The 20,386-nt window shown below is 47.0% G+C and carries 23 protein-coding genes and 2 tRNA genes; 13 read left to right on the top strand and 12 right to left on the bottom strand.

Translation table 11 applies throughout. The features are described from left to right. The first annotated feature begins 439 nt into the window (after positions 1 to 439). On the top strand, positions 440 to 2,320 hold the full coding sequence (locus A7981_RS04325) for a transporter substrate-binding domain-containing protein (RefSeq protein WP_067264488.1): 1,881 nt from the start codon (positions 440 to 442) through the stop codon (positions 2,318 to 2,320). A gap of 49 nt (positions 2,321 to 2,369) precedes the next feature. Here A7981_RS04325 and A7981_RS04320 read toward each other — a convergent pair. The 7 genes from A7981_RS04320 to A7981_RS04290 all read right to left on the bottom strand — a co-directional run bounded on the left by A7981_RS04320 (position 2,370) and on the right by A7981_RS04290 (position 6,693). After that, positions 2,370 to 2,443 (bottom strand) — tRNA-Cys (locus A7981_RS04320). 70 nt (positions 2,444 to 2,513) lie between these two features. Then, positions 2,514 to 2,589 (bottom strand) — tRNA-Gly (locus A7981_RS04315). Between the two features lie 60 nt (positions 2,590 to 2,649). Further along, positions 2,650 to 3,228, bottom strand: a complete 579-nt coding sequence (gene pgsA / locus A7981_RS04310) for a CDP-diacylglycerol--glycerol-3-phosphate 3-phosphatidyltransferase (RefSeq protein WP_067264485.1) — start codon at positions 3,226 to 3,228, stop codon at positions 2,650 to 2,652. After that, positions 3,228 to 5,039 (bottom strand): excinuclease ABC subunit UvrC, encoded by a 1,812-nt coding sequence (gene uvrC, locus A7981_RS04305; protein WP_174545134.1) that lies wholly within the window; start codon positions 5,037 to 5,039, stop codon positions 3,228 to 3,230. Before uvrC ends, pgsA begins: the two co-directional genes overlap by 1 nt. Continuing rightward, positions 5,036 to 5,218: a 4-oxalocrotonate tautomerase family protein gene (locus A7981_RS04300; protein ID WP_067264479.1), complete on the bottom strand. Its 183-nt coding sequence runs from the start codon at positions 5,216 to 5,218 to the stop codon at positions 5,036 to 5,038. Before A7981_RS04300 ends, uvrC begins: the two co-directional genes overlap by 4 nt. A 77-nt stretch (positions 5,219 to 5,295) precedes the next feature. Beyond that, on the bottom strand, positions 5,296 to 6,264 hold the full coding sequence (locus tag A7981_RS04295; RefSeq protein WP_082889206.1) for a cation diffusion facilitator family transporter: 969 nt from the start codon (positions 6,262 to 6,264) through the stop codon (positions 5,296 to 5,298). Positions 6,265 to 6,399: 135 nt separating this feature from the next. Beyond that, entirely contained in the window at positions 6,400 to 6,693 is a 294-nt protein-coding gene (locus A7981_RS04290) for an EF-hand domain-containing protein (RefSeq protein ID WP_067264475.1), read from the bottom strand. A 148-nt stretch (positions 6,694 to 6,841) separates the two neighbouring features. Between A7981_RS04290 and sodC the strand changes: the two genes are divergently transcribed. From sodC to A7981_RS04275, 3 genes are all read left to right on the top strand, one after another. Further along, positions 6,842 to 7,363 carry a superoxide dismutase family protein gene (sodC, locus tag A7981_RS04285; RefSeq protein WP_067264472.1) on the top strand — a complete coding sequence of 174 codons (522 nt, stop codon included), beginning with the start codon at positions 6,842 to 6,844 and terminating at the stop codon, positions 7,361 to 7,363. 79 nt (positions 7,364 to 7,442) lie between these two features. Next, positions 7,443 to 8,288, top strand: coding sequence for a 23S rRNA (adenine(2030)-N(6))-methyltransferase RlmJ (locus A7981_RS04280; RefSeq protein WP_067264468.1), 846 nt, complete (start codon positions 7,443 to 7,445; stop codon positions 8,286 to 8,288). Positions 8,289 to 8,345: 57 nt separating this feature from the next. Further along, complete coding sequence (locus A7981_RS04275) at positions 8,346 to 8,879, top strand: TIGR00645 family protein (RefSeq protein ID WP_067264465.1); 534 nt, start codon at positions 8,346 to 8,348, stop codon at positions 8,877 to 8,879. 66 nt (positions 8,880 to 8,945) lie between these two features. Here the strand turns inward: A7981_RS04275 and A7981_RS04270 are convergent, their stop codons facing one another. The 4 genes from A7981_RS04270 to A7981_RS04255 all read right to left on the bottom strand — a co-directional run bounded on the left by A7981_RS04270 (position 8,946) and on the right by A7981_RS04255 (position 13,189). After that, a complete protein-coding gene (locus A7981_RS04270) occupies positions 8,946 to 9,539 on the bottom strand; it encodes an OmpA family protein (RefSeq protein ID WP_067264463.1) in 594 nt (197 codons plus the stop codon). After that, positions 9,529 to 9,996, bottom strand: a complete 468-nt coding sequence (locus tag A7981_RS04265) for a FecR domain-containing protein (protein WP_131800930.1) — start codon at positions 9,994 to 9,996, stop codon at positions 9,529 to 9,531. The genes A7981_RS04270 and A7981_RS04265 overlap by 11 nt, the downstream gene beginning before the upstream one ends. A gap of 186 nt (positions 9,997 to 10,182) precedes the next feature. After that, entirely contained in the window at positions 10,183 to 12,750 is a 2,568-nt protein-coding gene (acnB, locus tag A7981_RS04260) for a bifunctional aconitate hydratase 2/2-methylisocitrate dehydratase (RefSeq protein ID WP_067264458.1), read from the bottom strand. 109 nt (positions 12,751 to 12,859) lie between these two features. Continuing rightward, positions 12,860 to 13,189, bottom strand: coding sequence for a hypothetical protein (locus A7981_RS04255; protein ID WP_131800929.1), 330 nt, complete (start codon positions 13,187 to 13,189; stop codon positions 12,860 to 12,862). 137 nt (positions 13,190 to 13,326) lie between these two features. Between A7981_RS04255 and purB the strand changes: the two genes are divergently transcribed. The 9 genes from purB (at position 13,327) to A7981_RS04210 (ending at position 19,909) form a co-directional block, all read left to right on the top strand. Continuing rightward, entirely contained in the window at positions 13,327 to 14,697 is a 1,371-nt protein-coding gene (gene purB, locus A7981_RS04250; RefSeq protein WP_067264450.1) for an adenylosuccinate lyase, read from the top strand. A gap of 5 nt (positions 14,698 to 14,702) precedes the next feature. After that, positions 14,703 to 15,086, top strand: coding sequence for a hypothetical protein (locus tag A7981_RS04245; RefSeq protein WP_067264447.1), 384 nt, complete (start codon positions 14,703 to 14,705; stop codon positions 15,084 to 15,086). Next, entirely contained in the window at positions 15,083 to 15,676 is a 594-nt protein-coding gene (gene wrbA, locus A7981_RS04240) for an NAD(P)H:quinone oxidoreductase (protein ID WP_067264445.1), read from the top strand. Before A7981_RS04245 ends, wrbA begins: the two co-directional genes overlap by 4 nt. Before the next feature lie 9 nt (positions 15,677 to 15,685). Further along, positions 15,686 to 16,408: a HugZ family protein gene (locus A7981_RS04235; RefSeq protein WP_067264442.1), complete on the top strand. Its 723-nt coding sequence runs from the start codon at positions 15,686 to 15,688 to the stop codon at positions 16,406 to 16,408. 118 nt (positions 16,409 to 16,526) lie between these two features. Further along, a complete protein-coding gene (surE, locus tag A7981_RS04230; RefSeq protein ID WP_067264439.1) occupies positions 16,527 to 17,267 on the top strand; it encodes a 5'/3'-nucleotidase SurE in 741 nt (246 codons plus the stop codon). A 46-nt stretch (positions 17,268 to 17,313) separates the two neighbouring features. Continuing rightward, complete coding sequence (locus A7981_RS04225; protein ID WP_067264427.1) at positions 17,314 to 17,970, top strand: protein-L-isoaspartate(D-aspartate) O-methyltransferase; 657 nt, start codon at positions 17,314 to 17,316, stop codon at positions 17,968 to 17,970. Next, positions 17,970 to 18,983, top strand: a complete 1,014-nt coding sequence (locus A7981_RS04220; RefSeq protein WP_067264424.1) for a peptidoglycan DD-metalloendopeptidase family protein — start codon at positions 17,970 to 17,972, stop codon at positions 18,981 to 18,983. Before A7981_RS04225 ends, A7981_RS04220 begins: the two co-directional genes overlap by 1 nt. Before the next feature lie 40 nt (positions 18,984 to 19,023). Then, complete coding sequence (locus A7981_RS04215) at positions 19,024 to 19,350, top strand: hypothetical protein (protein WP_067264421.1); 327 nt, start codon at positions 19,024 to 19,026, stop codon at positions 19,348 to 19,350. A 10-nt stretch (positions 19,351 to 19,360) separates the two neighbouring features. After that, positions 19,361 to 19,909 (top strand): YcnI family protein, encoded by a 549-nt coding sequence (locus A7981_RS04210; RefSeq protein WP_067264418.1) that lies wholly within the window; start codon positions 19,361 to 19,363, stop codon positions 19,907 to 19,909. A gap of 66 nt (positions 19,910 to 19,975) precedes the next feature. Here the strand turns inward: A7981_RS04210 and A7981_RS04205 are convergent, their stop codons facing one another. Beyond that, on the bottom strand, positions 19,976 to 20,359 hold the full coding sequence (locus A7981_RS04205; RefSeq protein WP_067264415.1) for a co-chaperone YbbN: 384 nt from the start codon (positions 20,357 to 20,359) through the stop codon (positions 19,976 to 19,978). Positions 20,360 to 20,386: the final 27 nt, after the last annotated feature.

Genomic DNA, 20,386 nt, shown 5'->3' with positions numbered 1-20,386 from the left:
TTAAAAAATCACTGAGAGATTTTATGAGGTTAGCGCCACCGACTACATTGACTTTGCTCCCGCCCAAGATCTACTGAGATATGTGCGATATCCATCAAATCAATATGAATGGCTAAGGCTAGAATAGATGCGCTAAAATAGAAACGTTAGTGCAGTGAATAAGGCAGTAAGCTTGATATGACAAGCCGATGAGTCGTCATTGACCTAGTGTGACTCTGCCGATATAGATTAGGCGCACTAACCCCTCTCTCAGCATCTAATTGACTACATAAACGCGCGCTATCTGCGCATTCAAGCTGCCCTTCCAAAATATCGTTTTTATGCTTTATCGTATTATTATCTGACGAGATTGGAATAAGATTCACAGCAGAATAAAATTCTTATATAGTCAGAGAAAATAACAATGTAAGTGTTATCAATCTTGATTTAGGGGAATACGGTGTCTGATATTTCAGCGAGAAATCATCCAAGCGCATCCAATCGGACTTTTGCCATCTTAACCGTATTACCTGCTGCGGCCATCATAGCCAGCCTTATTATCGGTATTCAATACTATTCGAACCGTAATGCCGCGATCAAAACTGCTTTATCCAGCTACCAATTAGCTGCAAAAGATGTCGATGATTTTATCGATATCAGAGAACAACGCGCCAAACAGCTTGCAGAGACATTATCAAAATATACTGACCTAAAAGTCGACAATAGGGCATCAGCCAAGATCACGGAGCTATTCGCGAATGCAATGTTATCTAACCCTGCTTTCTACAACATCTATCTTGGATTCTCAAATGGTGACTTTTATGAGGTGATCAGCCTAGATAACAATCCTGCGATGCGCGAATACCTTAAGGCCCAAGACAAAGATCATTGGGTAGTTAACCGCATTTATCCGCTTAATGGCAAACGGGTCAAGCAATTAGACTTTCTAGACAACCACTTACAGCTCCGCACCAGCCGATATGAACCAAGTAACTACGATGCAAGATCACGTCCGTGGTTCAACGATGCGCATACAGATACGATCAACAAAACATCGCCCTATATTTTCAGTTTTCCTCAAATACCGGGGCAAACATATTCTATCAAACTGCCGGATGAAGATACCGTACTTGGTATCGATACCCCACTAGAAGCACTAGCCAACTATTTAAACAAACAGCCGTTGAGTAGCCAAGGTGAGGTTTATCTTTACAAAGCGTCAGGTGAAATACTCGCTTCAAACCGCAACAAGTCTGAGGGGGATGAACAAGTATTCGCCCCTATAAAACCAATGAAGTTACCAGACTCTCAACGCCAATATATTGATAGTCTAGGCTCAGTTAAGATATCCAACGAACAGGATTGGCCACCGCTGGATTTCTCAGTCGCTGGCGACCCACAAGGATATACAGTCGACCTTTTAAAACTCGCCGCAGCGAAGCTTGGCTTGCAGATCGAGTTCATTAATGGTTATAGCTGGACAGGTTTGATGGAGAAGTTCGAGCAGGATAAAGTCGACATTCTTCAACCGATTGCAGAGACAAATAAAAATAGTACCAATGGCTATCTGAGCGCCCCGATCGCTAATCTACCGATTGGACTGGCATTTCGTGATGGAGAGGATACACCAGCATCTCTTGCTGAGATGAAAGGCAAAACCATAGCGATTCCTAAAGGATGGGCAAGTATTCAAGCCCTTCATACAAGCTATCCTGACATCAAAATTCTAGAGGTCAGCTCATCCAAAGCTGCGCTTGAAGCAGTACGCGATGGTAACGCTGATGCCACAATGGATGCATCGGTGATTCTGCATTTCATGGCTAACCGCTACTTTATTGAAGGCTTGAGCTATGTTGAGATGGTAGATACAGGCAATGCCAATATCCCCAAGAATTTTCACTTTCTGGTTACCAATCGTTTGCGCGAACTTGGCCCATTATTAGAAATGGCGATCAAGAACATTGAGCCTGAATATAAAGACCATTTAAGACATAAATGGCTGAGTACGCTAGATACCACAATGAGCAAAAAGATCATGACAGTCCCATATCCAGAATTGATCAATACAACCAGCCATGAGCAGTCGCTAAATACCTCCCGACTCTTTAGTAATAATGGCGATACCTATCTGTCTTATGTTTACCAGTTAGATAGAGGTAATAAAAACTCGGATTACTTTGGCGTTGTTGTACCAGCGAAGAATGTACTAGGCAGCGCGATGGATACTTTGCGCTCATCGATATTGCTGATGTTAGGGGTCTTGATATTGCTGCTGATTTTAACAGTGGTATTTGCTAACCCAATCGCATCTGTTGCTCGCAAAACATTTGCGTTTAAATAAAAATTCAACAGCGTGATCTAAGAGGATTCATTGAATTAAGACAAGGTCTTGGAGGCGCGAACCGGAGTCGAACCGGTCTAGATGGCTTTGCAGGCCACTGCATAACCGCTTTGCTATCGCGCCGTCGTCCATCACGGGGATGGTGTAGCAAAAAAGGGAAAGCAATCTGATGATGCCTTCCCTTTTTTATATTTGGAGCGGGAAACGAGACTCGAACTCGCGACCTATACCTTGGCAAGGTATCGCTCTACCAACTGAGCTATTCCCGCATCGAAAGAAGGCGCCATTTTAAGGATTTTCAGCCCTGTGTCAAGGCCGGATTGCGCCTTCTATTTAAGACTGATACGGGGCCAAGCTGCTTTAAGATAATAAGCCATTGATAGCAATGTCAAAATCGCGGCGATCGCGATTAATATCTCACCGATAAATTTTACATTGATTGCGCCAATTGGATCGTAATACAGCAAGAACAAGATGGCGGTCATCTGTGCGGCCGTCTTCACTTTGCCGATAAATGCTACGGCAACACTGCCGCGCTCGCCGGCACCCGCCATCCATTCACGCAAGGCACTAATGGCTATCTCGCGACCAATGATAATCAACGCGATAGAAGCTCCCCACAGACCGTTAAGCCGCTGAATCTCGACTAATACAATCAGTGCAGCGGCCACCATGAGTTTATCAGCCACAGGGTCGAGAAACGCACCGAAAGACGATGTCTGATTTAGTGCGCGGGCAAGATATCCATCCAGCCAATCTGTGACAGCAGCAAATGCAAAGACAAGCGTAGCTGAAAGATTGACCCAGTGCTTAGGCAGCATATCCACAGGCAGGTAAAATATACCAACGAACACGGGGATAAGCAGTATTCTCAACATAGTGAGGCTGTTTGGGATATTCCACAGCATTAATGAAGCTCCTGATAAATTTTCTCTGCCAACACTGGGCTGACGCCTTCTACTTGCGCAAGTTCATCAACACTTGCATTTTTAACACCATCCAACCCACCAAAATGGGTCAGCAATTTTTGACGCCGCTTAGCACCGATACCTGCGATATCCTGAAGCGATGAATGCATACGTGCCTTGGCGCGTCGGGCACGATGCCCTGTAATCGCAAACCGGTGTGCCTCATCTCGAATCTGCTGTAACAAGTGCAGGCCGGGATTATCTTTCTTTAAGCCAATAGGATCAGCTCGATCAGGGAAGAACAGTTGTTCCAGACCCGGTTTGCGCTCTTCGCCCTTGGCGATACCGACCAAGAGGATATCAGGTAAGCCGACTTCCTGCATGACTTCTACCGCCACACCGAGCTGTCCCTTGCCACCGTCGATGAATACGAGGTCTGGCAACTTGCCCTCACCTGCCGCGATCTTCTTATAACGTCTGGTTAAAGCATCACGCATTGCCGCATAATCGTCGCCAGGAGTAATGCCAGTAATGTTGTAGCGTCTGTATTCGGAATTCTGCATCGCACCCTTATCAAAAACGACGCAGGAAGCTACGGTAGCTTCACCCATCGTATGGCTGATATCGAAACATTCGATGCGCTCTGTGCTATCTGCCAGATCAAGCGCTTCGCGCAATGCAAGTAATCGACTGTGCTGGTTGGCTTGTTGGGCAGAGCGTTGCTGTAACGCCAGCTCTGCATTTGTTTGCGCCATCTTCAACCATACACGTTTGTCACCAATCGGGTTGGTATTGATGCGCACTTTTCTGTTGGCTTGCTCGCTAAACACTTCTTCAAGCGCTGCGGATTCGATCTCGACCCCGACGATGATAAGTGGGGGCATGGTGATGCCGACATAGTGCTGCTCAAGAAAGGCCTCAACCAATGCTGGCGTTTCATATCCATCTGCATTCTTAGGGAAAAAACTCTTATCACCGAGCTGGCGGCCGCCGCGAATCATGACCAGATTGACGCAATGCTGGCCCTGCAACTCCGCGCAGGCAATCACATCGGCATCGCTCACATTAAAGTCGCTAACGAACTGCTTGGCCTGCACCTGCCGTAAGCTTTGCATGCGGTCCCGATATATAGCAGCGCCTTCATAGTCCTGCGTCTCAGCCGCTTTCATCATCTTTTCGCTAAGCTCATCCATGACTTGTTGCTCACGCCCTTGCAAGAACCAAGTCGCATGCGTCACATCATGCTGGTAATCGTCTTCGGAGATATAACCTACGCATGGCGCAGTGCATCGTTCGATCTGATATAAAAGACATGGGCGTGAACGATTGGCAAATACTGTATTTTCACAGGTGCGTAGCCGGAAGACCTTTTGCAATAATTGAATGCTGTCACGCACAGCGACTGCATTGGGAAACGGCCCGAAATAGTTGCTGCCCTTACGCTGCACGCCACGATGGAATGCTAGGCGAGGATAGGCATCGCCCGTCAATGCGATATAAGGATAAGATTTATCATCACGAAACAGTACGTTGTATCGTGGCATGAAGCTCTTGATGAGGTTGTTCTCAAGCAATAAGGCTTCGGCTTCTGAGCGTGTCACTGTGGTCTCGATACGCGCGATATTAGAAACCATCATGCGTGTGCGCGGGCTAGGCAGATTCTTTTGAAAGTAGGAAGACACGCGGTTCTTCAGGTCGCGCGCCTTGCCTACATAGATCACCTCATCCTGCGCATTGATCATGCGATACACGCCAGGAAGCTTGGGGAGCGTCTTTAAATACGGTTTAGGGTCAAACATACTACCAATCAACTATCCAGCAATTTTCCTTCTACAGCCCAGTTCTCACCAGCAATCTCTTCGAACGTGATGTAGGTATAAGACTTTGGCTTTTTAGCGATGCGCTCAAGCGTATCGGAAACCTCTTCGGCGATTTTGGCTTTTTGCTCACGTGTTAATGAGCCTGCGACTTTGATACTCACGTATGGCATCTTTTTCTCCTTTTCCCAAATTGATACTACGTCACAAAAACAGTCTTATGGCTGCTTTCTTTTATGGTTGCTCTATCTTAATGCTTGTGTAAATGGCGCTGGTGATGATGCGCACTAGCATCCTCTTTATGCGTGAGCCAGCAACCCACCTCACCTTGATTGAGTGCATCGATACTCTCCGGTTGCAAGGTGATGTGCCCAATATTAAATTTTTCATGCAGTAAATGACGTACATCTTTCAACACAGGATGCCATGCCTGCATATCAGCCAGCACGATATGTGCAGAAAGTGCCGTTACTTCAGATGATAGTGCCCATACATGCAGGCTATGCACCTCATGCACGTTAGGCAAATGAGATAAGGCATGCGTGACCTCTTGCAGATCGATATGTGCTGGCACACCCTCCATCAAGACTTGCAAGGCTTCCCGCAGTAACCTAATCGTGGATATAAAGATCAACACGGAGATCAATATCGAAAGTATCGGATCGATCAATAACCAACCGCTGAAATAGATCACAGCGCCCGCCACGATAGCGGCGATAGATCCCAAAAGATCACCCATCACATGCAGGAAAGCAGCACGATGATTAATGCTGGTCTGATGCTGGTGCAATTTTCTGGCAACGATCAGATTAATCACCAAGCCAACAATCGCGATCAGCATGACCTCTGCACCTTGCACAGGTTGCGGCGCTTGTATACGTTGTATTGCCTCATACACGATGGCAATCACAACAATTAGCATGAATAGACCATTGAGGAATGCCACAATCACCTCAGACCGCATCAGCCCATAGCTATGACGTTGTGAGGCAGGCTTGCTCGCCATCCACGCACCCAGACTCGCCAACGCTAAGGCCGCGGAGTCGGAGAACATATGCCCTGCATCACCAAACAATGCGAGCGAGCCTGTATACCAGCCGCCTATCGCCTCGATGATGGCAAAACCGAGTGTAAGCAACAAAGGCCACAATAATGTGCCTTGCGCTGTGTGCGCATGGTCGTGGGTATGCGCGTGATCGTGTGTGTGGTTATGTGCCATATAGCACCTATGCTAGCAGTCAGCCTCTACTCAGCACAACAAAAAAGCAGGCATTTGCCTGCTTTATTTTGTATATGCCTTTTTGACATAAACAAACTATCGATTTTTCTAGTCTGTCATCACAACTATAAGCGATCAGTTATCTTGCTTTCTATCGCGGAACTCTTCCATTCTCTTACGCATGGCATCTTGTTCGGATTTATCGATAAAGCCATCGCCATTGGTATCAAGGCGTTTAAATTGCTCGGCACTACGTTTTTCTTGAGCAGCGCGGAATTCATCGTAACTGATCTTTCCATCTTTATTCGTATCAGCCTTGGCACCAAGATCCATACCACGACGGCCTTCATGTCCTTCATCAGCATGCGCTAAACCAAAACCGAACAAACCCAACACGCTGATCAGCGCTACCGCTTTCTTAAAATTCATGATAATTCTCCTGATTGAATAGGCCACATGGCTGCTTCTAAAACGAACCATAGGGTGATTCGGTTGACCAACCCATCATGATTTATGCAAAAGCATCCCCTCAAGCCTTTATAATGCAGTTAACCATATTCGATTTTAGGAGTCAGACATGAAAATCACGCATGCAATGATCATTGCTTCATTACTGGCAAGTAGTTCTGCCTTTGCTGCTGAAAAGATAGTCGTCATCAATGCGATCAGCGATGTAGGTGTTGGCAAGATTATCGGTACAGTCAAATTCTCCGATAGCGATAAAGGATTGGTGATCGACCCTGACTTGGGCGAGCTTGCTCCAGGCTTGCATGGCTTTCATATTCACGAAAAAGCCAGTTGTGACGTTGCTGAGAAAGACGGCAAGAAGACAGCAGGTTTAGCTGCGGGCGGTCATTTTGACCCGTTAAAAACAAGCAAACATGAAGGCCCGGACGGTATTGGGCATAAAGGCGACCTGCCCGCACTTGAATTCAAAGAAGATAGCAGTGCCACACGTGCATTGCTTGCGCCACATCTTAAAGTAGCAGACCTAATTGGACATGCCGTGATCATCCACGAGGGGGCAGATAACTATAGCGACACGCCAAAACCACTCGGTGGTGGCGGTGCTCGTTTAGCTTGTGGTGTCATCGAATAATCAAAAGCCAACTATCTACCTAAAACAAGAGTCCACCCTCAAATTAAGCTTTAAACCAAAATAAAGAAAAACCTGATCAATGTTAAGTTACCGCCACGCCTTTCATGCTGGCAACCATGCCGATGTGCTCAAACACTTCGTGCTGATGCAAGTCTTGTCGTACGCTTCAGAAAAAGATAAACCATATTGGTATATCGATACGCATGCGGGCGCCGGGAAATACTCCCTGAACCAAGGGTATGCTACGCAGAACGAAGAGTTCAGTGGTGGCATCAGCCAACTTTGGGATGCTGATGATGTGCCCACAGCACTTTCAGAGTATGTCGCGCTGGTAAAGAAGATCAATCCGGACGGGCATTTACGATATTACCCCGGCTCGCCGTTGGTCGCAGAAATGCTTATTCGCAATGAAGACCGCATGCGGCTTTTTGAACTACATCCAAGTGACAGCAAGATATTGCTGCAGAACTTCAAGCAGGCTGGCCGTAAAGTCATGATTGAGACTGAAGATGGCTTTGCTGGGATCAAAGCACTATTACCGCCACCTTCACGGCGTGCCGTTGTGCTGATCGACCCGCCATATGAAGAAAAGCAGGATTACCAACGCGTAGTCACCTCGATCAAGGAAAGCCTGCAACGCTTCGCGACTGGCACTTACATCATTTGGTATCCCTTGTTACAACGGCCTGAACCTCTTCAAATGCTGACACAGCTTGCCAAGCTCCAACTCAAAAGCTGGCTTAATGTATCGCTGACTGTGCAATCCCCATCTATTGAAGGATTCGGCATGCATGGCAGTGGCCTGTTCATTATTAACCCACCGTGGACATTACCCGCAACGCTTGCGGAAGCGATGCCTTACCTTCAAAAGAAGCTTGGGCTGGATGATAGCGCAAGCTTTAAACTGGAAAGCCAGATACCCTAAGGTCAACCGAGCGCTGATAAACTGATTAAAAGATTCGTATAAAAAGGAAACTACTCGATGCAAGAAAAGAACACGACATTCTCATACGCTACGCGCCCGATGAGCGCCATATTATTCGGTAGCCGCTGGTTACAGGTGCCGCTTTACCTTGGCCTGATCATCGCGCAAGGCGTCTATGTATTCCACTTTATGGTGGAGCTGATTCACCTAGTGCAAAAAGTACCTGACATGCATGAGGCGGATATCATGCTGATCGTACTTGGGTTAATCGATGTGGTGATGATTTCCAACCTGCTTATCATGGTGATCGTCGGTGGGTATGAGACTTTTGTTTCTCGCCTTAATCTAAAAGGCCATCCTGATGAGCCTGATTGGTTGTCTCATGTGAATGCCAATCTGCTAAAAGTTAAGCTAGCGACTGCGATCATTGGTATATCGTCGATTCATTTGCTTAAAACATTCATCAATGCGCCAAATTTGGATGAAAAAGTGCTGATCTGGCAAACCGTGATTCATATGGCATTCGTGGCATCTGCTATCTCTATCGCATGGATAGATAAGCTGATGACGCACTCAGATAGCAAACACTAAACACTCTCGTATTAATAAAAAAGCCGCAACAGCGGCTTTTTTATTATGTTTTTTTGAGTCGAGCAATCACCTGACCCTGATCTCGACACGTCGATTTTTTGGCTCTTCCACACCACGCTTTGCCGGGATTAAAGGTTCACGGCTCCCCCGCCCTACGGCTTCCACGTGATCGATATCGATGCCTTTCTTGATCAGCAGATTCTTGACCCACTCAGCTCTGTCTCTAGATAACTTGTCATTCACAGCATCGGTGCCCACCATATCCGCATGGCCGACGATAATGGCATCAGCCGCTGGTATCTTTTTCATTTGTTCAAGAATCGAATCCAGTTGGGCATTAGATTCAGCTGTCAGCTTTGTTGTGCCCAAGATAAAGTAAAGCGTATAGATCGTTGGTCTGGGCGGCATGGATTTTTGGATATCGGCATATCGCTCATTAACCGCTGCTGCATTGGTCGCTCCGGGCTTGATACTACTGCTGGAAACATCAGCCATGGCATATGGTTTATCTAATACGACCTTACCAGCTCGGGACTCCACAATCACAGCGCTTGGTTTGCCATCGGCCTGCGGCAAAAGCACGATTCTTTCAGGTGTTGCACAACCAGCAACGACTAGTATCGATGTAAAAATGCATAGCCAATTACGCTTACTGACCATCAGGCACCTCGACAATGAAGTCAGTACCGCGTATGCCAATGGTCGAAACTGGTGTACGTATGGCTACAGAGCGAGGAGAAGTCTTACCGATAATGCCAGAGATAAACCGCAAAGCGCCTTTGATGAGCGAAGCATCCAGCTTGCCTTCATTGGTCACGGGATCATAGGCATATTGGTTCAGCGCAAGTCGGCTATTGGGCCCCATACTCATCAGCGTATCGTCCTGCATGGTGATGCCAGCACTACTATTGGGACCAGTCACTATCTCATCTAACGCATTTAAATAGTCACCTACTTTTGCAGACATTGACTGTCCAGACCGAACAATCTGCACATTGCCATTCACGACTTTTAGCTTACCTGCGGGTAGGTTTTCGGTAGCGGCTAACAGCTCATGGCTAAAACACAATGCCAGCATTAAGGTCAAACAGATACGAAAAAATAGACTCTTCTTCACGCTGTAACTCCCAGCACTACTACGATATAAATTCTATAAATACAATGTGTGAAACGATTCAACTCCATCGATAGGTTAACGGCAGATACCGTCCAATATTTAGAATGGACAATCGACGTTACAACTACCAAAGATAAAGGTCGTATTTCACGACCTTTATCTGCACAACTTTCAACCTTCTTGCTTTTAAGCAACGACCTCAGCAATGGGGATGATTTTCTTTGTGTACTCAGGCATTTTGTCAAAGTTAAGATATTTGTAAATGCTGTCTGCATTCTTACTCAACTTGTCGCCCACTGTATCGAGATACTCCTGCGGAGTCGGCATGCGACCTAATCGTGCGCAAACTGCCGCCAACTCTGCAGAACCAAGATAGACACGCGCATCCTTACCCATACGGTTATCGAAATTACGCGTGCTGGTCGAGAACACTGTGGCCTTATCGGCAACGCGCGCCTGATTACCCATACAAAGCGAGCAACCGGGGATTTCGGTACGCGCACCCGCAACACCAAATACAGAATAGACCCCTTCATCACGCAACTGGCCTTCATCCATACGGGTTGGCGGTGCGATCCACAGACGTGTTGGAATACTGCCAGCACCTTCAAGCACTTTGGCTGCAGCGCGATAGTGGCCGATATTGGTCATGCAGCTACCAATAAAGACTTCATCGATCTTATCACCCACAACAGCGGACAAGGGTTTGATGTCGTCCGGGTCATTCGGGCAAGCGACCAATGGCTCTTTGATCTCATTCAGGTCAATCTCTAGCACATAGGCATATTCTGCATCGGCATCAGGCTGCAATAGCTCAGGCTTTTCAAGCCATGTCTGCATAGAGGCAATACGGCGTTGCAAAGTACGTGCATCTTCATAGCCGTTATCGATCATGTTTTGCATGAGCACAATATTAGAATTCAAGAACTCGATGACAGGCTCTTTATTCAAGTGCACAGTACATCCATTAGCCGAGCGTTCGGCGGAAGCATCAGCGAATTCAAACGCCTGCTCGACCTTGAGATCAGGTAAACCTTCGATTTCCAGAATGCAACCATTGAATATGTTCTTTTTGCCCTGCTTGCCAACAGTGAGATCACCTTTCTGGATAGCCGCATAGGGAATAGCATTCACCAAATCGCGCAGTGTGATGCCTGGTTGCATCTCGCCTTTAAAGCGCACCAGTACAGATTCAGGCATATCAAGTGGCATAGCGCCCATTGCAGCAGCGAAGGCGACCAAGCCAGACCCTGCCGGGAACGAAATACCAATGGGGAAACGGGTATGCGAATCACCACCTGTACCGACCGTATCAGGCAAGATCAAACGATTCAGCCAAGAGTGGATTACGCCATCGCCCGGACGTAACGAAACTCCGCCACGGCTGGACATGAACTCAGGCAAAGTATGTTGCAACTTGATATCGACTGGCTTAGGGTAAGCCGCTGTATGACAGAAGCTTTGCATGACCAAATCGGAGCTAAAACCCAAACAGGCTAGCTCTTTCAATTCGTCACGGGTCATGGCGCCAGTGGTGTCTTGAGAGCCAACAGTAGTGATCTTGGGTTCACAGTAAGTACCCGGACGAACACCTACACCCTCAGGTAAGCCGCATGCACGACCCACCATTTTTTGCGCCAGCGTGTAACCTTTGCCGGTGTCTTTCGGGGCGATTGGTTTAATGAACAATTCTGAAGGTGGCAGCCCAAGCAATTGCCGCGCATTACCAGTCAAACCACGACCAATGATCAGCGGAATACGACCACCAGCGCGCACTTCATCCGGCATAGTCAATGGTGCAAGATTAAAGCTGGAAATAGTCTCACCTTGCGCATTCAATACTTTACCTTCATATGGATAGATGACGATCTCATCACCAGTTTCCATTTTTGAGACATCACACTGAATAGGCAAAGCGCCCGAATCTTCAGCCGTGTTAAAGAAGATAGGTGCGATCTTGCCACCAAGTACGATACCGCCAGTACGTTTATTTGGAATATTCGGAATATTATCGCCCATCAGCCATTGCACGGAATTGATCGCTGATTTACGTGAAGAGCCTGTGCCGACCACATCACCCACATAAGCAAGTGGTAAACCTTTTTGCTTTAATGTCTCGATCGTTTGCAAACCATCAGGCATTTTGCTCACAAGCATCGCTTTGGCATGCAACGGGATATCAGGACGCGACCACGCCTCTTGTGCTGGTGAAAGATCATCGGTATTCGTCTCACCCGGCACCTTGAATACGATAGCGCGAATCTCTTTGGGCAATGCCGGACGGTTAGTGAACCACTCAGCATTCGCCCATGAATCGATTAGCTTTTTAGCGTGTGGATTGCCAGCCTGCATCTTTTCAGCAACATCATGAAACGCATCGAACATGAGAATCGTATGTGAAAGTGCAGTGGCTACTTCAGCCGCCACAGGGCTATCTAACAAGCCAACTAAAGCCTGCACGTTATAGCCACCCAACATCGTACCCAGCAGTTCAACCGCTTTAGATGGAGAGATCAGGCTCGAAGTAGCTTCACCTTTAGCGATATCTGCAAGAAATGCCGCTTTTACATAAGCAGCCTGATCCACACCAGCAGGAATACGGTCTTGTAACAGCTCAAGCAGCGTGCTTTCTTCACCTTTAGGTGGGTTCTTCAGCAGATCGACAAGCAGTGCGACTTGCTCAGCGGTTAAAGGAAGTGGTGGCAAGCCAAGCGCTGCGCGCTCTGCAACATGTTCACGGTAGGCTATCAGCATAAGATTCAATCAACTATTGAGTGTAGGTTAAGATTATACAGCGCACAGATTGCGCGTGAAATGGAATACATGAGATTGCACGCAACGAACGTGCCTAAAATGCGCTAAATCAGTAAAAAGACTGGGCAAATGGCGTCGCGCAACTCTTGCCTTTGGCGGATGACTCCATGTCATCTAACACCTTTTTTTGGTAGTTCTTGCCATGCTTGCTCTCGATAAAAGCGCGCACCTCATACACAGTCACGATGCCGTCATGGTCTTTATCCATTGCCGCAATATTGTCTGCAACACTGGGATATTGCTCCGCCTCATTCGCGAATGAAAGGCTGGGCATGATAAGGCATATAGATAATAAAGAGCGAGTCAGGGTATTCAAGGCAATGCGCCCCATCCACATACGTGAGAAAAATGAATCCACTATAGATAGAGTTTTGGGCATGTGAAAAGTTCTTTGCTCCAGCTTGGTGCAATCATTGTCCTCCAGATTAATACAATGCAGCTAAATTTTTTACAATCTGCGTTGTAGGGTAAAATTCCAAATTAGCAATTCATGCAACTTACGAACAAAGGTTTTTGATGGAACTTACCGCGCTTAATGCACTTTCACCGCTTGATGGTCGCTATCAAGGAAAGCTTGACCCTCTACGCCCATATTTCAGCGAATATGCCCTGATACGCTACCGCGCACTTGTCGAGGTCGAATGGCTAAAGGCACTCGCTGCAGAACCGGCTCTTAAAGAGATTGCCGCTTTCAGCGCTGCCACGCAACAAGAGCTTGATAACGCGATCAAGGAATTCGGCGAAACTGAAGCATCACAAGTCAAAGCGATCGAAGCCAGAACGAATCATGACGTGAAAGCTTTGGAATATTGGTTGAAAGAACGTTTTGACGGCAATAGCGAGATTCGCACCGTAAGTGAATTCATCCATTTCGCCTGTACTTCTGAAGATATCAATAACCTATCTCATGCATTGATGCTACAAGCAGCGCGTCAGGACGTAATATTGCCAATGCTGGACAAGCTAATCACCCGCTTCACTGAGCTTGCTAAAGAGCTAGCCGATGCGCCGATGCTTTCACGCACACATGGACAAACGGCCTCACCCACTACAGTAGGCAAAGAGCTGGCGAATGTCGTTTATCGTTTGCGTCGTCAGCGTAAGCAATTGGCCGAGAATGAGATTCTAGGCAAGATCAATGGCGCGGTCGGTAACTTTAATGCCCATCTTTCAGCTTACCCGGATTTTGATTGGGAAAGTTTCGCACAGACATTCGTGACTAAACTAGGTCTGACCTATAACCCTTACACCATCCAGATCGAACCACACGACTATATGGCTGAGCTATATGATGTTATGGCACGTATCAATACGATCCTGATAGACATCAACCGAGATATCTGGGGCTATATCTCGGTTGGCTATTTCAAGCAAAAAGTAAAAGAAGGCGAAGTCGGCTCATCCACCATGCCACACAAAGTCAACCCGATTGACTTTGAGAATTCCGAAGGCAATCTTGGCTTGGCGAATGCGATTCTGCGTCATCTTGCTGAAAAGTTACCAATCTCGCGCTGGCAGCGCGACCTTACAGACTCAACCGTACTGCGCAATATGGGTGTTGCCTTTGGCTATACATTGCTTGGTTACGACTCTTGCTTAAAAGGTCTGAACAAACTTGAAGCGAATGCCAAGCGCTTGGCAGATGACTTAGACAGCAACTGGGAAGTCTTGGCTGAACCAATTCAGACAGTCATGCGCCGCTATGGCATTGCCAATCCATACGAACAGCTCAAAGAACTCACGCGAGGCAAAGGCGGTATCAATAAAGAGTCATTACATGCTTTCGTTCAAGCGCTTGATATTCCTGCAGACGCCAAAAAATCGCTGCTCGACATGACACCTGCCACTTACACAGGCAAGGCTGCAGAATTGGCAAAGCGTATCTAATCATCATGTTATTGAAACGTTTATTGTTTAAAACCAGTTGGTTGCTATTGCTTGCTTATTCGACTTTCGCTTCTGCTGCTACTTTAAATGAGGCTGGTGCTATCGAATATCTGGATAAGAAGATCGCCCACTCAAAGGCATATGCCTCATGGACAACGCCTGAGTGCCTAAGATATTACACTGAAGAAAAGACCCGCGAATATTTCGATATCCGCATCTATGAGAGACATGGCGGCGTATGTGCTGGTGACCCAGACAACGAACCATTGATAGACCGCTTCCGTGTATATCGTAGCAGCCATAAGATATTGTGGCGCGAGATTGGTAGTGATCGACTTTTATCATTTAGCCGATTCGTAAAATCGAGAAAAAGCGTGATGCCACAATGAGCGATATCCTCGTCCTGTATTACTCCCAAGGTGGTGCCGTACGAGAGATGGCGCAGCTGATTGCACGCGGAATAGAAAGCGTGAATGGCGCGAAAGCACGCATCCGCACTGTGCCTAAAGTCTCGGCAAATTGTGAAGCTACGGAGCCAGATATCCCAAACAGTGGTGCGCCTTATGTAGAGCTGAAAGACCTAGATGAGTGTATCGGCCTAGCACTTGGCAGCCCTACCCGTTTTGGCAATATGGCAGCGCCTATGAAGTATTTTATTGATGGCACAGTCGGACTTTGGCTAAAAGGTGGCCTGATTGGCAAACCTGCTGCAGTTTTTACCTCTACAGGCTCTATGCATGGTGGCAACGAAACGACCTTGCTGACCATGATGTTGCCGCTCATGCACCACGGCATGACGATAGTCGGCTTGCCATACTCAGAAGCCGCGCTGAGCAGCACGTCATCCGGCGGTACACCCTATGGTGCAAGCCACATCGGTGGCCCATCAGATGACAAGGCGATTACAGAGGATGAACGCAAGCTTTGCATCGCGCTAGGTAAACGTCTCGCCGAAACAGCACTCAAGCTAAGTGCATAATTTACGCACATGAATCTGTCTCAAGAGGCAAATCAATTTTTATACAGCACCCGCCATGGCGTGCTTTCAACAGTATCTGCCAAGCATGCAGGCTACCCATTCGGCTCAGTCACACCTTTTGTAGTTGATCACACAGGGCAGCCTATCATGTTGATCAGCACGCTTGCCGAGCACACTAAAAACATCCAAACCAATAGCAAAGTATCCCTTCTGGTGTTTTCCGGTGCCGATGACTTGCAAGCCAACGCGCGACTCACACTCATTGGCAATGCACATGTCATCGTAGATGCAGATGCTGCGCTCAAGGCAAGATATCTGCGTTACCTGCCACAAGCTGCCAGTTATTTTGAGATGCATGATTTTTCGTTCTATCGCATACACATAGAGCATGCACGTTATATCGGTGGGTTCGGTAAGATCTCGTGGATAGCAAAATCCGACTTGCTGCCGCCTGAAAATTACTTTGCCTTGCAGGAAGATGGCATCGTCGAACATATGAATACCGACCATCAAGACAGCCTGATTGCTTATGCCAAACACTTTAAGCAGATATCAGCGGCCAAAGCCGAGATGCTAGGCATAGATTGCTTCGGCTTTGATGTGAAAGCCACGACAGATGGCGCCGATACCCATTACCTGCGTTTTGATTTTGAAACACCCGCCACCGATGCCAACTCTGCCCGAAAAGCTTTGGTCAGCATGGCGCATGCAAGTCGCGAGAATGAGGGTTAAGGCACAGTAAATGCTTATTCCTGTATAAGAAACCTGATGCCTGCCCCAATTAGCAAAAGGTAAGCGAAAAAATCTTCATATTTCACTTATAATCCAGTAAACCACACACTCAATACTCATGCGAATCCTGATATCCAACGACGACGGCTACTTTTCACCAGGCATCAATATGCTGGCGGAACATCTTTCTAAAATAGCTGAAGTTGTCGTAGTTGCCCCCGAACGGGATCGCAGCGGTGCAAGTAACTCGCTAACACTTGATCGTCCCCTGACAGTTCGCAAGGCACCTAATGGCTTCTTTTATGTGAATGGTACCCCTACAGACTGTGTGCACTTGGCTGTTACAGGCTTACTGGATCAGTTGCCTGACATGGTGATCTCGGGCATTAACGATGGTGCCAATATGGGCGATGATACGATCTACTCAGGCACCGTTGCAGCCGCGATGGAAGGCTTTTTGCTAGGTGTGCCTTCGTTTGCATTTTCTATGTCACACCATAACTCAAAATATTTTGAGACTGCCGCAAAAGTCGCAGTCGAGATGGTGCAGCATTACCAGAAGAATGCTTTCCCGCCACCTGTATTACTGAATATCAACGTACCAGATGTACCATATGAGGCATTGCAGGGAAAATCGATCACACGCCTCGGTAAACGCCACAAGGCAGAACCCGCGATACAATCAAAAACACCACGTGGCGAAACCGTTTATTGGGTTGGCGCAGCAGGTAGTGCGCAGGATGCGGGGGATGGCACAGATTTTTATGCTGTATCGCATAACCGTGTATCGATCACGCCATTACAAGTAGACTTAACCCAATATAATCAATTGGATAATTTAAGAACATGGCTAGGTTAAGGCTAAATCAAGCTGAATATAAAGAAACCAGACCAACTAAAACATTATGAGCACAGTAATTCGGGGAATCGGCATGACTTCACAACGTACGCGTGAGCGTATGTTGGCGCGTCTGCGAGAACAAGGTATCAAAGATGAGGTGACATTAAGTGCGATCGGCAGCATCGCACGGCATATCTTTGTCGATGAAGCATTATCTTCACGTGCATACGAAGATGTGTCGCTACCTATCGGTTTCGGCCAGACGATTTCGCAACCTTACATCGTCGCGCGCATGACTGAGATTTTGCGTGCCAATAACACCTTGAACAAAGTATTGGAGATAGGTACAGGCTGTGGCTATCAAACTGCCGTTCTATCCAAAATCGCTAAAGAAGTATATTCAGTCGAACGAATTAGCCCGCTATTGCTCAAAGCACGAGGCAACCTGAGAAAATTAAGCATGCGCAATATCAAGGTCAAACATGCAGACGGCACGCTTGGCTTGCCTGAGCTGGCGCCCTTCGATGGTATCATCGTGACAGCAGCAGCCAGTCATGTGCCGCATGAACTATTGGAACAGCTAGCCATTGGTGGTCGTATGGTCATCCCCGTAGGCACAGAGGAACAGATATTGTATTTAATCGAACGTACAGAAACAGAATATCGCCAGACTAAGCTTGAGGCTGTTAAATTTGTACCATTACTCGGCGGAACGAATTGATGCAGGGTGATAAAACTGTGAAATACCAACACCTGCTCCACCCCGTTTATCTGCTATGTATACTTCTGGCTGCATGTACTGCAACCAGACCTGCACCAGTGATTGAGCGTGCGCCAGCACCTGCAAAAACAGCCGCAGCAAAACCAGCGATGACAGAGAAAGACTGGCGCCCAAACAGCTATACCGTCAAAAAAGGCGATACGCTCTATAGCATAGGCCTTGAGTATGGCTATGACTACAAAGAAATCGCGCAGGCTAATAACATTGTAGCGCCCTATATCATTTATATCGGCCAACAATTAAGTCTGAAAACACCATCATCCACTGGTGACAAAAGTACGACCGATGGTGATGTCATCATCCGGCCATTGAATATGGACCCAGGCAGCACAAAACCAGCACCTACGACATCAGCGCCTCAAGCATCGCAACCAGTATCTGGCGCATTATTGGTGTTGAATGAGCCCAAGGCAATCAAAGAACCATATAGCGCTCAAGCCTTAACCACCACAGCAACACCCAAACCTGCCGCAGTAGTGGTTGCACCTCCAGTTATAGTGGATCCACCAAAAACAGAGGTTCAAAAAACAGAACCCGTGCAAGAGGCCCCTAAAGCAGATACGACAGCAGGCGGCGATGAAAGCATCAACTGGGGCTGGCCGACTACAGGCAAAGTGGTTGCGCAATTCACAGACGCCTCAGACGGCAAAGGTATCGACATTGCAGGTACACAAGGTCAGGCAGTAATAGCCGCTGCCGCGGGCAAAGTGATTTACAGCGGTTCTGACCTACGCGGCTATGGGAAATTAGTGATCATCAAGCACAACAACACTTATCTTTCTGTGTATGCACATAACAATCAGGTATTGGTAAAAGAAGGACAGCAGGTTAGCAAAGGACAGAAGATTTCCGAGATGGGTAATACTGATGCGGATAGGGTTAAACTGCACTTCGAGATTCGCCGTCAGGGTAAATCTGTAGACCCTGAAAAATACTTGCCCGCTAACCCATAAGTAAAAACATACATTAAGCGTTCATAAGGGAATCACCACCATGGCACAGAAGAACCACCCGGATTCACTTGTCAAAGTATTGATCTCTATTTTTCAGTTCGGGCTTTTACTCATTGGATTGATCGGACTATCGGTCGAGTTCTTTAAAGATGATGGTGGATTAAGGCAATTGTTAAGCAAGATGATGGATTCATCGCTTGGCCTGTTCTGGATTCCCATCGTCATTGCGGTTTTATATCTCCTCAACCGATGGCTAAGTGGAAAAGTCGAAGGTAAGAACACAAGCCGTGGCAATTTTCCCCTGTATGCCATGATGGCAATCGGTGCATTTTTTGTTTATCAGCTTCTGACTACAGGCTCATTCTAAGACTCGCTCTATGAAAACAATATCTACAACACGCACCCTACTGCCCCTCGCGCTAGCTAGCCTGATTATATCGAATGCTCACGCGCATGCAGTAGTAGAGCCACAAAATGGCACCACTGGCACATATCAAAAGCTTACCTTCAGAATTACACATGGCTGCGATGGTTCAGCAACTAAAGAGGTACAGATACATATCCCAGAAAATATTCATGGCGCAAAACCAATGCCTAAACCGGGCTGGACACTAAGCACCCAAACGATCAAGCTGACTACGCCTTACAAATCACACGGCAAGCTTATTTCAGAAGATACAAGCCTGATTGTCTGGAATGAAGGTAAGTTACCAAATGAGTATTTTGATGAATTCTCTATTCAGGTTCGCTTACCAGATGAAGCAGCAACTGTCGCTATTCCGGTGACGCAGATCTGTGAATCAGGCCGCATCGATTGGAATGAGGTCGCCACGCCAGATAAACCAGCAGCATCACTTAAATCCCCTGCTCCAGTCATCGACATTACTGCACCCATGCATATGAATGGCATGGACCATATACATTAACAGCTCAGCCATAAAAAAAGCACATCGATAATTGATGTGCTTTTTTTATTACCAAAAATCCTAAGTTCAGGATTTCTGTTCAGCAATCTTTGCATCTTCTTCTGCGTAATATTGCCTGACTTCAGTCATATTGAAATCACGCGCCCATTGAATCAATTTATCCAGCGCAGGTGCGCCAATCTCACCGATCTGTGCGTGAATACCAGCTTGCTCTCGAATGATCAATATTCCCGGTACTTTTTCGACTTCAAAATACTCAGCGATCTCTGGCTGGTCATCCGTATCGACCATGCCAAAAACGATATCAGGGTTTTGCTCAGAGGCGGCAGTAAAAACATCCGTAAATGTCACACAAGGCTGACACCACGGTGCCCAGAAATCGACAATCACAATCTCGTTATTGACGATGGTGTCTTTGAAATTCGCACGGGTTAATTGTACAACCGCCATGATCTATATCCAGTTCATTAAAATTGC

It is taken from the genome of Methylovorus sp. MM2, from assembly GCF_001648895.1.
Classification (GTDB): Bacteria; Pseudomonadota; Gammaproteobacteria; order Burkholderiales; family Methylophilaceae; genus MM1.
Note: the sequence above shows the minus strand (reverse complement) of the source record. Positions and strands in the feature narration are given on the sequence as shown.

Bases quoted from the DNA above. Each gene is read 5' to 3' on its own strand.
- A7981_RS04275 (WP_067264465.1), top strand. From the start codon at position 8,346: ATGCAAGAAAAGAACACGACATTCTCATACGCTACGCGCCCGATGAGC.
- surE (WP_067264439.1), top strand. From the start codon at position 16,527: ATGCGAATCCTGATATCCAACGACGACGGCTACTTTTCACCAGGCATC.
- A7981_RS04225 (WP_067264427.1), top strand. From the start codon at position 17,314: ATGAGCACAGTAATTCGGGGAATCGGCATGACTTCACAACGTACGCGT.
- purB (WP_067264450.1), top strand. From the start codon at position 13,327: ATGGAACTTACCGCGCTTAATGCACTTTCACCGCTTGATGGTCGCTAT.
- wrbA (WP_067264445.1), top strand. From the start codon at position 15,083: ATGAGCGATATCCTCGTCCTGTATTACTCCCAAGGTGGTGCCGTACGA.
- A7981_RS04270 (WP_067264463.1), bottom strand. From the start codon at position 9,539: ATGGTCAGTAAGCGTAATTGGCTATGCATTTTTACATCGATACTAGTC.
- A7981_RS04220 (WP_067264424.1), top strand. From the start codon at position 17,970: ATGCAGGGTGATAAAACTGTGAAATACCAACACCTGCTCCACCCCGTT.
- A7981_RS04235 (WP_067264442.1), top strand. From the start codon at position 15,686: ATGAATCTGTCTCAAGAGGCAAATCAATTTTTATACAGCACCCGCCAT.
- A7981_RS04210 (WP_067264418.1), top strand. From the start codon at position 19,361: ATGAAAACAATATCTACAACACGCACCCTACTGCCCCTCGCGCTAGCT.
- pgsA (WP_067264485.1), bottom strand. From the start codon at position 3,228: ATGCTGTGGAATATCCCAAACAGCCTCACTATGTTGAGAATACTGCTT.
- A7981_RS04215 (WP_067264421.1), top strand. From the start codon at position 19,024: ATGGCACAGAAGAACCACCCGGATTCACTTGTCAAAGTATTGATCTCT.
- A7981_RS04295 (WP_082889206.1), bottom strand. From the start codon at position 6,264: ATGGCACATAACCACACACACGATCACGCGCATACCCACGACCATGCG.
- A7981_RS04205 (WP_067264415.1), bottom strand. From the start codon at position 20,359: ATGGCGGTTGTACAATTAACCCGTGCGAATTTCAAAGACACCATCGTC.
- A7981_RS04300 (WP_067264479.1), bottom strand. From the start codon at position 5,218: ATGCCATACGTGAGTATCAAAGTCGCAGGCTCATTAACACGTGAGCAA.
- A7981_RS04245 (WP_067264447.1), top strand. From the start codon at position 14,703: ATGTTATTGAAACGTTTATTGTTTAAAACCAGTTGGTTGCTATTGCTT.
- A7981_RS04255 (WP_131800929.1), bottom strand. From the start codon at position 13,189: ATGCCCAAAACTCTATCTATAGTGGATTCATTTTTCTCACGTATGTGG.
- A7981_RS04280 (WP_067264468.1), top strand. From the start codon at position 7,443: ATGTTAAGTTACCGCCACGCCTTTCATGCTGGCAACCATGCCGATGTG.
- sodC (WP_067264472.1), top strand. From the start codon at position 6,842: ATGAAAATCACGCATGCAATGATCATTGCTTCATTACTGGCAAGTAGT.
- acnB (WP_067264458.1), bottom strand. From the start codon at position 12,750: ATGCTGATAGCCTACCGTGAACATGTTGCAGAGCGCGCAGCGCTTGGC.
- A7981_RS04290 (WP_067264475.1), bottom strand. From the start codon at position 6,693: ATGAATTTTAAGAAAGCGGTAGCGCTGATCAGCGTGTTGGGTTTGTTC.